We start from the raw sequence: 14,291 nt of genomic DNA, 5'->3' as shown, positions 1-14,291 counted from the left end.
AATGATGGATTCTTTTATGCATGACACAACTTCCTGGTGGCGCGGCGGTGTGATTTACCAGATCTATCCGCGTAGCTTTATGGACAGCCGCGGCGACGGCATCGGCGACCTCAAGGGCATCACCAACAAGCTGGAGTATGTGGCCTCGTTGAACGTGGACGGCATCTGGCTGTCACCATTTTTACGTCACCCATGCTCGACTTCGGCTATGACATCAGTAATTACCGTGATGTCGACCCGATGTTCGGCACTCTGGAAGACTTCAAGGCACTGCTGGAGAAGGCCCATTCGCTGGGGCTAAAGGTCATGATTGACCAGGTCATCAGCCATACGTCAGATCAGCACCCATGGTTCCAGGAAAGCCGCCAGAACCGTACCAACCCCAAGGCGGACTGGTTTGTATGGGCGGACCCGAAACCCGATGGTACCCCGCCCAATAACTGGCTTTCCATCTTTGGTGGCCCGGCGTGGACCTTTGATTCGCGTCGCCAGCAATATTACCTGCACAACTTCCTGACCAGCCAGCCGGATGTCAACTTCCACAACCCTGAAGCGCGCCAGGCACAGCTGGATAATATGCGTTTCTGGCTGGAACTGGGTGTCGACGGTTTCCGTCTGGATACTGTCAATTTCTACTATCACGACCAGCAGCTGCGCAACAATCCACCTGTACCATCAGGAGAATCCAAAACCCTGGGGGCGCCGGAAACCAATCCCTACACCTGGCAGCGCCACGTGTATGATATCAGCCGTCCGGAAAACCTTGGTTTTCTCAAGGAACTCCGCGCCCTGATGGACGAATTCCCCGGCACTACCACAGTGGGTGAAATTGGCGACGACAATCCGCTGGAACGCATGGCCGAGTACACCGCCGGTGGCGACAAGCTGCATATGGCCTACACCTTTGACTTGCTCAACAAGCCGCACTCCGCCGCCTATCTGCGCGAGGTCATCACCCGCTTCCAGCAGCTGGCTGGCGATGCCTGGCCCTGCTGGGCCACGTCTAATCATGATGTGGTGCGCAGCGCGACCCGCTGGGGTGCGGAGGAAGATCCACGCGCCTATCCCAAGGTAGTCACGGCCATGCTGCTATCACTGCGCGGCAGCGTCTGCCTTTATCAGGGCGAGGAACTGGGCCTGCCGGAAGCGGATGTGTCTTATGACCGCATTCAGGACCCGTACGGCAAGGTGCTCTGGCCAGAGTTCAAGGGACGTGACGGCTGTCGCACACCAATGCCCTGGAACAATGGTCTGCACGCTGGTTTTTCAGTGGTCGAACCCTGGCTTCCGGTTGACCCGCGCCATCTTGGCCTGGCGGTCAGCCATCAGCAGCATGACCCCCAGTCTGTACTTAGCGCTACCGCACAGCTACTGGCTTTCCGCCGTCAGCACCCGGCCCTGTTTGATGGCGATATAGCCCTGGTTGACGTTGGCGAAGATCTGCTGGGCTTCATCCGCCAATCTGCTGGCGAAAAAATACTGTGTGTGTTCAACCTGACCGGTAAACAGCAAAGCGCATCATTGCCTGTCGCCATCAAGGAAGCATTGAGCGGGCATGGCTTTGATATCCAGCTGGATGGGACCGAATTGACACTACCCGCTTACCAGGCCGCTTACCTGCTGACGACCTGAGGTCGGCAATATCTGGCAAACGCAGTTAAGGTAGCCATCTACGACAACAATTGATAAAAAGCCGCCAGCGGTCAGAACGCTGGTGGCCTGGAAGGAGTCACCCATGGCCAGTGTTACGCTTGAAAAAATCAACAAGGTATTTGGACGCGATCACATCATCAAGGATGTGGACCTCACTATTGGTAACGGAGAATTTGTGGTCTTTGTCGGGCCTTCCGGTTGTGGCAAGTCGACCCTGCTACGCCTGATCGCCGGGCTGGAGTCGATTACCGACGGCGACCTGAAAATCGGTGGCGACGTGGTCAACGAACTGCCACCCAGGGAGCGTGGCGTAGGTATGGTCTTTCAGTCCTACGCTCTCTATCCGCATATGACGGTTTACGAAAACATGGCCTTTGGCCTCAAGCTCGCCAAGGAAAATGCCGAGACCGTCGACGGGCGAGTGATGAGCACCGCCAGAATTCTTCAGCTCGAAGAACTTTTGCACCGCAAGCCCAAGGCTCTTTCGGGTGGCCAGCGCCAGCGGGTCGCCATGGGGCGCGCCATGGCCCGAGAGCCCCGCATCCTGCTGTTTGATGAACCGCTTTCCAACCTTGACGCCTCCCTGCGCGTGCAGATGCGAAACGAGATTGCCCGCCTGCATAACCGTCTGGGGTCCACCATGATCTACGTAACCCACGACCAGGTTGAGGCTATGACCCTGGCTGACAAGATTGTCGTGCTTAACGGTGGGCATATCGAGCAGGTAGGCTCACCCCATGAGCTGTACCAGCGCCCGGCTACCCGGTTCGTCGCTGGTTTCATGGGTTCTCCAACCATGAACTTCATGCCAGCCACTCTGGTCAGCAGCGACCATCTGGGCTGTCGTATCAATGCCCCGGGCATTGGTGAAATGGCTCTGCCTCAGGATGCTCAACACCTCAGCAAGGGCGCAGAATTAACGATCGGCGTGCGCCCCGAGCACCTGCGCCTGGCAGAGCCCAGTGCCGATAATCGCTTTGATATCGTCAATGTGGAGTACCTGGGTAATGAAGTCTACGTTTACCTTGATCCGAAAGAAGGCGATACCCTGATCGTCCATCGTAGCGAAGCCCCGAGCCAATGGAAGGAAGGTCAAGCGGTATCCTTGATCCCTGACACCACTCACGTACACGTGTTTGATCAAAACGGCAAGGCACTCCCAGCCACCCAGGCAAGCGCTGCGGCCTAGCACTGGCAGGCGGTTTTACAGGCCCAGCCCGGCACTTGCATACTGGTAGGGATGGCGATAGCTGGGTTGGGCCGTTATCCTTTGACTGTTTTAATTAACCAAGCCAGTGAGCCAGGATAGTTAACTCATCCACTTGAACGGGGTCATCTAGCGATCTCATCAGATGCAATAATGCAGGGTAACCAGGCAATACTGGCGCTATCAATTATTAAGGAAGATTGTGACTCCACCACGCCGAATGACACTCAAGGATCTTGCGCGCGAACTCGGCGTCTCCACCGCCACTATTTCCAATGCCTTCAACCGGCCGGATCAGCTCTCACCTGCCTTGCGCAACAGGGTGCTTGAAAAGGCCCGTCAGCTTGGCTATAGCGGCCCAGATGCCAAGGCGCGCAGCCTGCGCACTGGGCGTTCGCGCATCGTCGCGGTTGTGCTGGCTGAAAGCCTGACCTACAGCCTTAACGACGCCGTTGCCAGTGAGTTTCTGTCTGGTGTTGCCGAAGTACTCGACGCCCACGGCCACACGCTGCTGCTGTTGCCCGGGCGCGGTCATGCCTCGCAGCCACCAGGGTCAGGCAATATTGCTGATGGCTTTATTGTTTACGGTCTGATGCCCAATAATCAGCTAATCAGCGAGCTTCCACCCCAGCGGCCGCTGGTATCGGTGGATTTTGATATCGAAGGCTCTCCAGCCATTCATATCGACGACACCGCCGCCAGCCAGCATATTGCTGAACATGCCCTGCGCCAGCGACCCAAGCGGCCCGCCATCATTAACCTGCGCCTGACAGAACAGCCCTGCAACGGGCGAATCACTCCAGAGCACCGTTTCCTTCCTCACAGCAGCACCATCAGCCGCGCCCGTCTCAATGGCTTTTACACAGCCCTCAAAGCTCAAGGCTTTACGCCTGAACAGGTGCCGATGTGGAATATCGAGGAAAACACCTTTGCGGTCTGCGCGCCGGTGGTTGAGGAAATTCTTGACCAGCCCGAGCATCAGCGCCCTGACCTGCTGCTGTGCATGTCGGATCGCATTGCCTTGACCGTGCTGACCTGTGCCGAGCAGCGCAATATCCGTGTACCGGAGGATCTGCAGATTACCGGCTTTGACGGTATCGCCGAAGGCCAATACCGCGCCCCACGGCTCACCACCGTGCGCCAGGATAGTGTCGAAAAGGGGCGCATCGCCGCCCAGATGATTCTTGGCAAGCTGCCAATGGCCCCTCAGGAACTCACCACCGAGCTGATTATCGGCGAAAGCTGCCCATAAAAGCTCACTAAAAAGCCCGCCGGGGTCAACTCCCGGCGGGCTTTTCTGCTTTCAAGACAACAGGATACCTGAGCGTCAGCCTTTGACAGCCTGCATGGCCAGGGCGGTATCAATCATCCGGTTGGAGAAGCCCCACTCGTTATCATACCAGGCCATGATTTTTACCAGGCGCCCGTTAACCCGGGTGTGATTGGCATCAAAGGTGGATGAGTGAGCATCGTGGTTGAAATCAATTGACACCAGCGGCTGGGCATTCACCGCCAGCACGGCGGATCCCTCTGCGGCTTTTTCAACGATGGCGTTGATCTCTTCCTTGCTGGTATCGCGGCTGGCGTTAAAAGTCAGATCCACCAGGGAAACGTTGATCACCGGTACCCGCACCGCCAGACCATCAAACTTGCCCGCCAACTCTGGCAATACCAGGCCTACGGCAGCGGCTGCCCCGGTTTTGGTAGGAATCATGGAATGGGTAGCACTGCGCGCCCGGTAAGGGTCAGCGTGGTACACATCTGATAGATTCTGATCGTTGGTGTAGGCATGCACCGTGGTCATCAGGCCATTTTCAATGCCTACAGCGTCATTGAGCGCCTTGGCGATCGGCGCCAGGCAGTTGGTGGTACAGGAAGCATTGGAGACCACCTTGTGCTCAGGCTTCAGCACCTGCTCGTTAACACCAAACACGATGGTGGCGTCGGCATCCGGGCTAGGTGCCGAAATCAACACCCGCTCGGCGCCCGCTTCAATATGCTTGGCGGCGGCTTCGCGCTTGGTGAATAGCCCCGTACACTCCATTACCAGATCGACGCCCATTTCTTTCCAGGGCAGCTGGGCTGGATCACGTTCAGACAGGATCGCTATACGCTGGCCATCTACCTGCATGCTCTGTTCGTCATGCTCGACGGAAAACCCGAAATGGCCATGCACCGTATCGTGGCGCAGCAGATGCGCATTCATTGACGGGTCGCCCAGGTCGTTGATAGCCACGACTTCGAGACGGTCCCGGTAACCATTTTCATACACGGCGCGCAACACATTACGGCCAATCCGGCCGAAACCATTAATGGCAATTCTTATTGTCATGAGGTCACCTTTTGTCATTGATGTTGTAAAAAAACAAAAAATTGCTAAACATACCTATAAAATACATCCTAAACCTACATATATGCCCTAAAAAACGCTCTTAAGAGCAAATATACGGCCTTAATGTGGTAAAATTACTACACAAGGGCTATCTTAGTCCACTATTAGATCGTCAACAACGCTTCTCACAACAACACTGATATGAGGTCTACCCCAATGAGTACCGCCACCCAACCCATGCCTTCTTCTGCCCACACGCCCACGCAGGCGCCGCTTGCATTACGCCGTACCAAGATTGTCGCGACCCTTGGCCCTGCCAGCGATCGCCCAGGCGTGTTGGAAGCCATGCTTAAAGCAGGCGTTGATGTAGTAAGGCTGAATTTCTCTCACGGCGCGCCAGACGACCATCGCCGCCGGTTGACGGAAGTACGCCGCCTGGCTGAACAGCTAGGCCGCAGCGTAGCCGCTCTGGGTGACCTGCAAGGCCCGAAAATCCGCATTGCCCGCTTTGCCGAAGGCGCCATTCACCTCAAGGAGGGCCAGCCCTTTGTGCTGGATATGGCGCTGGACGAAAACGCCGGCAGCCTTGAAAGCGTTGGCTGTGATTACAAGACCCTGGCCGAGGATGTCAGCGTCGGTGATCGCCTCTTGCTGGATGATGGCCGCGTAGTGCTTGATGTGACGGCCGTTCAGGGCCAGCAGGTGCATACTCAGGTCCATGTGGGCGGCAAGCTTTCCAACAACAAGGGCATCAATAAGCAGGGAGGCGGACTATCAGCACCGGCCCTGACTGAAAAAGACAAGGCCGACCTGAAAACTGCTGTGGAGATCGGAGTGGATTATCTGGCGGTTTCCTTCCCGCGCTCAGCGGCGGATATGCTGGAAGCGCGGGAATTGCTGGGCGACGCTGGCCGCGAGATTGGCCTGGTCGCCAAACTGGAACGCGCTGAAGCCGTTGCTGACGACGAAACTCTGGATGGCATTATCAACGCTTCTGAAGCGGTTATGGTGGCCCGCGGTGATCTAGGCGTGGAAATTGGCGATGAGGCCTTGATCGGCACCCAGAAGCGCATCATCAAACACGCCAGAACCCTTAACCGCGCGGTGATCACAGCGACCCAGATGATGGAATCGATGATTGAATCACCACTGCCTACCCGCGCTGAAGTGTTTGACGTGGCTAATGCCGTCCTCGATGCCACAGATGCCGTCATGCTGTCGGCCGAAACGGCGGCGGGCGACTACCCGGTTGAAACCGTGGAAGCCATGAACCGGGTCTGTCTTGGCGCCGAGCGAGAGCGGATTGCCCAGGAGTCCGGCCACCGCATCCATGAAGGCTTTGAACGGGTCGACGAAACCATTGCCCTTTCCGCCATGTATGCCGCCAACCACATGGCCGGCGTGGATGCCATTGCCTGCATGACCTCGACAGGCTACACCCCGCTGATTGCCTCACGCATCCGCTCAGGCCTGCCGATTGTCGGCCTGGCCCACAGCCCGATTGCCCAGCGGCGCATGGCGCTTTATCGCGGCGTGGTATCACTGCCCTTTGATACCTCAGACATCGTTGCCAAGGACGTCAACCAAGCAGCGATGCAGCTGCTTGTCAGCCATGGCTTGGCACACCCCGGTAAACACGTCATTCTGACCCGCGGTGATCACATGAATGCCCACGGCGGTACCAACACCATGAAAGTGATGGCCGTAGACGCAGAATAACGACGAACCACTCGGAGAACTTCGCCATGCCTGATATTCGTCCGCCCCGCCAAGCCGTGCGTACCCTGCAGAGTCGCAAGCGTATTGCGCTGATCGCCCATGACGGCAAGAAAACCGAAATGCTTGAATGGGCCACCCGCTGGCAGAAAACGCTCAGCCAGCACAGCCTAATTGGCACCGGCACAACCTCCGGGCGGCTCAAGCAGACGCTGGGCCTGGAAGTCGAAGGCTTGATGAGTGGGCCGCTGGGCGGCGACCAGCAGATTGGCGCCCGGATTGCTGAGCAGCAGCTGGATATCCTGATTTTCTTCTGGGACCCTTTTGCTCCCCAGCCTCACGACCCGGACGTCAAGGCTCTGCTGCGCCTGGCCGCGCTGTGGAATGTCCCGGTTGCCTGTAACGCTGCCAGCGCCGACTTCCTGCTTTCATCGCCCTATCTCAGTGAATGCTACGATATGGCCATTCCTGACGCCGAGGCCTGGGCCCAGGCACGCACATTATAATCCTGGCTAGCTAATGCCAAGATAAGGTAAAGCCAAATTCAGCGTTCATAATGACCGACTGACGAAAGCAACAGGACCGCCTTCTATGTTTCAACTCACTCGCAGCGTGACCTGGCAGGCTCTTGAACGCCTGCACGATACCACCGTAAATGACCGCATTCGTGACTACTTTACCAAGGACCCGCAGCGCTTTGAAAAGATGAGCCTGCGGGTGGGCGGCCTCTTCCTGGATTACTCCAAGCATCACGTCTCGGATGAGGTGCTCAACAAGCTGCTGGAACTGGCCGACCATTCCGCCCTGGTGCAGCGCCGCGCGCAGATGTTTTCAGGCGATATTATCAATGTCACCGAGAACCGCCCGGTACTGCACACTGCGCTGCGTAATTTAAGCGCTGACGCCGTGCACGTCGACGGCCAGGATGTCATGCCAGAAATCAACCGCACCCGGGAACAGATCAAGCAGTTTTCAGAAGCGGTCAGAAGCGGTGAATGGAAAGGCTATAACGGCCAGCGCATCAGGGACGTGGTCAATATCGGTATTGGCGGCTCGGATCTTGGGCCCAACATGGCGGTGCGCGCCCTGCTCAAATATCGCCACCCAGAGCTGCATTTCCACTTTGTTTCCAACGTCGATGGCACTCATATCCAGAAGGTGCTGTCGCGGCTCGACCCGGCCACCACCCTATTCATTGTATCGACCAAGACATTTTCCACCCAAGAGACCCTGCTCAACGCCAAGACGGCGCGGCGCTGGTTCCTGGAAAATGCCGGCGAAGATGCCGACGTCGGCGCCCACTTTATTGCCGCTTCCACCAACCGCAAGGCGGCAATGGAATTCGGCATACGTGAAGAGAACGTGTTCGAGTTCTGGGCCTGGGTGGGCGGGCGCTACTCCATGTGGTCGTCGATTGGCCTGCCGATTGCGCTTTCGGTGGGCTTTGAAGGCTTTATCGAGCTACTGGAAGGCGCCCATGAGATGGATCGCCATTTTATCGAAGCGCCCTTCTCGCAGAATATGCCGGTGCTGATGGCGCTGATCGGGATCTGGTACATCAACTTTGTTGGCGCTGAAACCCAGGCCATCGTGCCCTATGATCAAGCCCTCAACCAGCTACCCGCCTTTCTGCAGCAGCTGGATATGGAATCCAACGGAAAGTCGGTGGACATTTTCGGCCACCCGGTCAACTACAAGACCGGCCCGATTGTCTGGGGACAGACCGGTTCCAACGGCCAGCACGCCTTCTTCCAGCTGCTGCACCAGGGCACCCGCTACGTACCGATTGACTTTATTGCTTCACTGAAACCCGAACCCGGCGTTGAAGACCATCATTTTGCGCTACTCACCAATATGCTCGCCCAGGCCAACGCCTTTATGGAAGGCAGCCAGGGAGACAGTAAAGAGCTGAGCCAGCACGACCCCTATAGTTGCCCCGGCAATCGGCCTTCCAGCACCCTGCTGCTGGATGAGCTTTCGCCAAAAAACCTGGGCGCCCTGATCGCCCTCTACGAACACAAGGTGTTTGTGCAGGGCGTGATCTGGAATATCAATTCCTTTGACCAATGGGGTGTGCAGCTGGGCAAACGGATTGCCGGTGAAATCAGCGAACGGATTGACACCAATGCCGCTGATTTTGATGCTTCCACCCAGGGGCTGCTGGAGCTGGTGCGCGGGCATTTCCCCAGCGGCAGCAGCGAGCAGGCAGGCGCATCAACAAAGCCAGCCAGGAAAACCAACGCTCGCTCTTGAGTTCCTGTTTGAATCAGTCACCTTCGCCTGCCCGACAAATGCACTAAAAAGCAGGCGGAGCACTTGACGCCTCAACGACGCTGAAAGCGTGATAAAATCAGCCGCTTTATTTGGCCGCTTGCAGGTGCCCGATCCGTGCTTTCCAATATTCGCATTATCCTGGTGCAGACCTTTCACCCCGGCAATATCGGCGCCACAGCGCGCGCCATGAAAACCATGGGTTTAACCCGACTGGTGCTGGTTAACCCACGAGCCTTCCCCGACGCCGAAGCCACTCGGCTGGCCGCTGGGGCAAGCGATGTGCTCGACAATGCCCAGGTGGTCAGCTCCCTCGAAGAAGCGGTCAGCGGCTGCGTGCAGGTCGTCGGCGCCAGCGCCCGTTTACGCAGCATGCCACTCCCTCACTTTGATGAGCCAGACGATATGGCCCAAAGCGTGATGGATAACGCCCAGCACCAACCGGTGGCCCTGGTATTTGGCCGCGAGCGTTCGGGGCTGACCAATGCCGAAATCCGCTGCTGCACCCATCAGGTCAGCATTCCGGCCAACCCTGACTACGGCATACTCAACCTGTCTCAAGCGGTGCAGATTCTGGCCTATGAGCTTCACCGCCATTGGCGCCGCCGCACAGACAGCGGTTTTGTCTATCAGACACCCAGCGAAGCCATACCGCCTACCCGCGAGCAGTTCGGACATTTTCAGGTTCACCTCAGCCAGGTAATGCAGCGTAGCGGCTTTCTTACCCAGCCCCACGCCCGCACCGAAGAGCAGCTTCAGGCACTGTTTGCCAGAGCCGAACCCAGCCGCAAGGAGCTTTCCCTGCTGCGCGGCTGGTTAAGCGCCCTGGATGCTCACCTTCCCCAGCAGTCGGATAGCTAATCCACGCTAGCTGAGCCGTAATAGTTGATACAAAAAAGGCAGCCTTGAAGCGCAGGCTGCCTTTTCATTTCTTGCCAAGTCTGTTTTCTAGCAGCTAGAGCATCATAGCCGCCAGCCAACCAAAGCCAATCAACGGCAGGTTGTAGTGTAGAAAGGTCGGAACCACACTATCCCAGATGTGGTCATGTTGACGGTCGACGTTCAGCCCCGAGGTTGGCCCCAGGGTGGAATCCGATGCCGGTGAGCCAGCATCGCCAAGCGCTGCGGCGGTACCCACCAGCACCACAGTCGCCATCGGCGAAAAGCCAAACTGCAGGGCCAGCGGCACAAAAATCGCTGCAATAATCGGTATGGTGGAAAACGACGACCCTATACCTAAAGTTATAAACAGCCCGACCAGCAGCATGATCAACGCCGCCAAACCGCGATTATCGCCAAATACCGCAAAAGCACTTTCCACCAGGGCGTCGATGTCGCCGGTGGTTTTCATAACCTCGGCAAAGCCCGCCGCTGAAATCATGATAAAACCAATCAGCGCCATCATGCGCATGCCGCTGGTAAAAAGGTCATCAGCCTCGCGCCATTTGAAGATGCCGCCCAGCGAGAGCAAGGCCACGCCGACCAAACCACCCAGAATCATCGAGCCGCTATACAGCTGCAGCCCCAGCGCTGCCACGATGGCCACGCCTGACATAATCAGACCCAGCCTATGCGGCTTGGGCGTGCCGGTATGGCGCTCGCCCCCTGCTGTGACTGCTGGCTGGCCACCTCCAATGCCTGATAATGGCGCGGTTTGCGATAGCTCCAGAACAGCGCCACCACAAGCCCTATGGCCATACCGCCCACGGGAATGGCCATGGCCAGCGGCACCATGGAGCGGGTCACTTCCAGCCCCAAAGGCGCCCCGGCGCTGTTCAGGTTAGCCAGCAGGATGTCATTCAGGAAGATGGCTCCAAAGCCCACCGGCAGCAGCATATAGGGTGCGGTCAGCCCGAAAGTGAGCGCGCAGGCAACGGCACGGCGGTCAAGGTTGAGCTGATTCATAACCTTGAGCAAAGGCGGAATCAGGATCGGAATAAAGGCAATATGCACTGGAATCAGGTTCTGGGAAAACACCGCCACCAACAGCACGGCGCTGAGTAGCAGGGTTTTCACCCTCGCCTGCTGGGCGGCATTGGCTTCCTGACCTAACAGGCTAATCAGACGCAGCGCCAGCATATCCGGCAGGCCGGAACGTGAAATAGCCACCGCAAAAGCCCCCAGGGTGGCATAAGCCAAGGCGACCTGCGCGCCACCGCCGACCCCGGTATTAAAGGCATCCAGCGTCTGTTCAAGCGACAAGCCCCCCACCAGACCACCCACCAGCGCCCCGGCCATCAAGGCAAACACCACGGACACCCGGGCGAGCGAAAGTACCACCATCACCAGTACAGCAAGAATAACCGCGTTCATCCCAACTCCAGCAGTGTTAATGAATTATCAAGTTCACAAAAGCCGGAGATTCTATCAGATCAGAACGCCTTCGGTAGTCGAATTTGCTATTCTTTCAGTTCAAGCAGGTTAAGGCAATCAATAGCAATCACCCTTTCTTCATCAGTGGGAATAACCCAGATGCCCGCCCGGCTATCGGCGGATGATATACAAGGAGCGCTTTGCTGATTGGCGCTGTCATCCAGCTGCATGCCCAACCATTCACACTGGGCGACAATCTTGGCCCGCACCTGTGCGGCGTGCTCGCCAACCCCAGCGGTAAACACCAGCTGCTCCACGCCGCCCAGGGCACCGGCCAAACTGGCAATTTCCCGCGCTGCTCGGTAGCAATAGAGCTCTATGGCTTCGCTCGCCTCAGGGGCATCGCTTTCCAGCAGTTCACGCATATCGCTGCTGATGCCGGACACCCCCAGAAGGCCTGAGCGCTTGTACAGCAGAGTGGAAACCTCCTCCAGGCTCATGCCTTCATGGCTGGCAAGATGCAGCACCAACCCAGGATCAAGAGAGCCCGAGCGCGTTCCCATCGGCAAGCCATCCAGGGCAGTAAAGCCCATGGTCGAGGCAACGCTGACACCCTCGCGGATGGCACATGCTGGCGCCGTTGCCAAGATGGGCCACAATCACCTTGGAACGTGGCGCATCAGCGGGCAGCACCTTGGGCAGAGTGCGCTGGATATAATCGTAGGATAGTCCATGGAAGCCGTAGCGCAAAAGCCCTTTGGCGGTCAGCTCACGCGGCAGGGCAAACTGCCGCGCCTGCCAGGGCTGCTGGGCATGGAAGGCGGTATCAAAGCAGGCGACCTGGGGCAGTTCCGGGCGTTGCTCCATCAATACCTTGATCGGCGCCAGGCCATGAGGTTGATGCAGCGGTGCCAGGCTGGTCAACGCTTCCAGACGTTCAACGTCTTCAGCGCTGAGCTTCACTGCTTCATGGTAGGTCTGGCCGCCGTGCACCACACGATGGCCAACTGCCGCCAGAGTGGCTTTATCATCACGTTGATCAAGCCAGGTCATCAACATGGTGATGGCCTGCTCGTGGGTCTCCGCGGGCAACAGACCAAGGGCCTTAAGCGCCTCTGAAGAGTAGGGTTCTGCACCCTGCCCCGCACTCCAATGCGCCAGGGACACCTTGCTTTGCGATGTTGCCAGGCCGGAAAAGTGGCCGCTATAGGTCAGCGTCAAAGCCCCTTCGTCGTTAGCCGCTTCCTGCTGGCTAACCCGGTAAAGTGCAAACTTGACACTGGAAGAACCGCTATTGAGTACCAGAATATCGTCCATGTTCAGGCTCCGTGTGAATCATCAGGCAGGCTGGCTTTCATCTGATGATCTGCCAGCAGCAGAGCCAGCGCACTTGACGCCATGCGCGTCAGGGCGTCGTCAGCACGGCTGGTCAGCATAATTGGCACCCGTGCGCCGACCACCAGGCCCGCGCCGGTAGCATCGGCCAGATGAGTAAGCTGCTTCATCAGCATATTGGCGGCTTCAAGATCCGGCGCGACCAGAATATCCGCATGGCCAGCGACCTTGGAGACAATGCCCTTAGTCTTGGCAGCCGCCTCGGAAACCGCATTGTCAAAGGCCAGAGGGCCATCCAGGTTGCCGCCGGTAATCTGGCCACGTTCAGCCATTTTGCACAGCGCGGCAGCGTCCAGAGTGGAGAAGATTTTCGGATTGATGGTTTCAACCGCCGATAGCAACGCCACATTGGGGTTGGTATTACCCAGCGCATGAGCCAGCTCAATCGCATTCTGAACAATATCGCGCTTTTCCGCCAACTTGGGATAGATATTGATCGCCGCATCGGTAATCAACAGCGGGCGCGGATAGGTCGGCACATCGAAGGCCATCACATGGCTCAGGCAGCGCTCGGTGCGCAGGCCGGTGTCACGCTTGAGCACCTCATGCAGCAGCTCATCGGTATGCAGCGTGCCTTTCATTAGCGCGCCAACCTTACCTTCACGGGCCAGGGCAACGGATTTCTCGGCGGCGGCATGGCTATGGGGCACATCCACCAGCTCAAAGTCACTGATATCCACCTCGGCCTGGTCTGCCGCTGCCTGGATCTTGGCCCTAGGGCCTACCAGAACAGGAATAATCAAGCCCTGGGCAGCCGACTCCACGGCCCCACGAATAGCGCTTTCATCCACCGGGTGAACCACGGCCGTCGACATCGCCGCCGGGTGGTCAGCGGCGGTGAGAATTTCATGCAGCCGCCCGCGCTCGCTCAGGCGCACCTTGGGCAGCAAGGTACGCGGGCGGCTGATTTTCTTGGTCGGCGCCAGCACCCGGGCATCACCTTCAATCACTGTATCGCCGCGCTGGTTTTCACACCGGCAGGCAAAGGTGATCTGGTGGCGCTGGTCGTCTTTTTCCATGGCACGTACCGATACTCGGAGCACGTCACCCAGACGCACCGGCGCCTTGAAGCGCAGCGTCTGACCGAGATACACCGTTCCCGGCCCAGGCAGTTGGGTGCCCAGCACAGTTGAAATCAACGCGCCGCCCCACATGCCATGGGCAATCACTTCCTGAAAGCGGCTGCTCTTGGCGAAATCTTCATCCACGTGAGCGGGGTTAACGTCGCCTGACATCACCGCAAACAGCTTGATGTCCTCGACGGTCAGGCGCTTTTCGAGAAAAGCTTCCTCACCCACTTCAATCTCGTCATAGGTGCGGTTTTCAATCACATTATTTTCAGTTAACTCATATGCAGACATGCCGTGCCTCCTTCAAATAGTCGCGCGTAAGCCAACAGACTCT

General features: G+C 57.6%; 9 protein-coding genes and 3 pseudogenes. 8 read left to right on the top strand and 4 right to left on the bottom strand.

Going from position 1 to position 14,291, the window contains the following annotated elements; all coding sequences use genetic code 11:
• Window position 1: 1 nt before the first annotated feature.
• The 4 genes and pseudogenes from HLB35_RS18745 to HLB35_RS03330 form a co-directional block, all read left to right on the top strand.
• Window positions 2–1,350, top strand: a pseudogene (locus tag HLB35_RS18745) (alpha-amylase family glycosyl hydrolase); the annotation flags it as partial.
• Window positions 1,351–1,485: 135 nt separating this feature from the next.
• Entirely contained in the window at window positions 1,486–1,632 is a 147-nt protein-coding gene (locus HLB35_RS19085; RefSeq protein ID WP_479694260.1) for a hypothetical protein, read from the top strand.
• A 103-nt stretch (window positions 1,633–1,735) separates the two neighbouring features.
• Window positions 1,736–2,842, top strand: coding sequence for an ABC transporter ATP-binding protein (locus HLB35_RS03335; RefSeq protein WP_171701470.1), 1,107 nt, complete (start codon window positions 1,736–1,738; stop codon window positions 2,840–2,842).
• Window positions 2,843–3,062: 220 nt separating this feature from the next.
• Window positions 3,063–4,112: a LacI family DNA-binding transcriptional regulator gene (locus HLB35_RS03330; RefSeq protein WP_328730914.1), complete on the top strand. Its 1,050-nt coding sequence runs from the start codon at window positions 3,063–3,065 to the stop codon at window positions 4,110–4,112.
• A 75-nt stretch (window positions 4,113–4,187) separates the two neighbouring features.
• On the opposite strand, the gene gap is transcribed toward HLB35_RS03330, so the two are convergent.
• Window positions 4,188–5,192 (bottom strand): type I glyceraldehyde-3-phosphate dehydrogenase, encoded by a 1,005-nt coding sequence (gene gap / locus HLB35_RS03325; RefSeq protein ID WP_171701469.1) that lies wholly within the window; start codon window positions 5,190–5,192, stop codon window positions 4,188–4,190.
• A gap of 216 nt (window positions 5,193–5,408) precedes the next feature.
• Here gap and pyk point away from each other — a divergent pair, with 216 nt between their 5' ends.
• The 4 genes from pyk to HLB35_RS03305 all read left to right on the top strand — a co-directional run bounded on the left by pyk (window position 5,409) and on the right by HLB35_RS03305 (window position 10,040).
• The gene (gene pyk / locus HLB35_RS03320) at window positions 5,409–6,911 is read left to right on the top strand and encodes a pyruvate kinase (protein ID WP_422822411.1); all 1,503 of its coding nucleotides are present in this window, start codon (window positions 5,409–5,411) and stop codon (window positions 6,909–6,911) included.
• Window positions 6,912–6,937: 26 nt separating this feature from the next.
• Window positions 6,938–7,414, top strand: coding sequence for a methylglyoxal synthase (locus tag HLB35_RS03315; protein ID WP_171701468.1), 477 nt, complete (start codon window positions 6,938–6,940; stop codon window positions 7,412–7,414).
• An 85-nt stretch (window positions 7,415–7,499) separates the two neighbouring features.
• Complete coding sequence (gene pgi, locus HLB35_RS03310) at window positions 7,500–9,161, top strand: glucose-6-phosphate isomerase (protein WP_171701467.1); 1,662 nt, start codon at window positions 7,500–7,502, stop codon at window positions 9,159–9,161.
• Between the two features lie 135 nt (window positions 9,162–9,296).
• Window positions 9,297–10,040: an RNA methyltransferase gene (locus HLB35_RS03305; RefSeq protein ID WP_171701466.1), complete on the top strand. Its 744-nt coding sequence runs from the start codon at window positions 9,297–9,299 to the stop codon at window positions 10,038–10,040.
• Between the two features lie 94 nt (window positions 10,041–10,134).
• Here HLB35_RS03305 and HLB35_RS18735 read toward each other — a convergent pair.
• From HLB35_RS18735 to HLB35_RS03290, 3 genes and pseudogenes are all read right to left on the bottom strand, one after another.
• Window positions 10,135–11,492, bottom strand: a pseudogene (locus HLB35_RS18735) (Na+/H+ antiporter family protein).
• 86 nt (window positions 11,493–11,578) lie between these two features.
• Window positions 11,579–12,809 (bottom strand): annotated as a pseudogene (locus HLB35_RS03295) (acetate/propionate family kinase).
• Between the two features lie 2 nt (window positions 12,810–12,811).
• Window positions 12,812–14,248, bottom strand: coding sequence for a bifunctional enoyl-CoA hydratase/phosphate acetyltransferase (locus HLB35_RS03290; RefSeq protein ID WP_171701465.1), 1,437 nt, complete (start codon window positions 14,246–14,248; stop codon window positions 12,812–12,814).
• Window positions 14,249–14,291 lie beyond the last annotated feature (43 nt).

The sequence above is a fragment of the Vreelandella azerica genome (assembly GCF_013112225.1).
Taxonomy (GTDB): domain Bacteria; phylum Pseudomonadota; class Gammaproteobacteria; order Pseudomonadales; family Halomonadaceae; genus Vreelandella; species Vreelandella azerica.
This window is presented reverse-complemented; position numbering and strand designations above follow the sequence as displayed.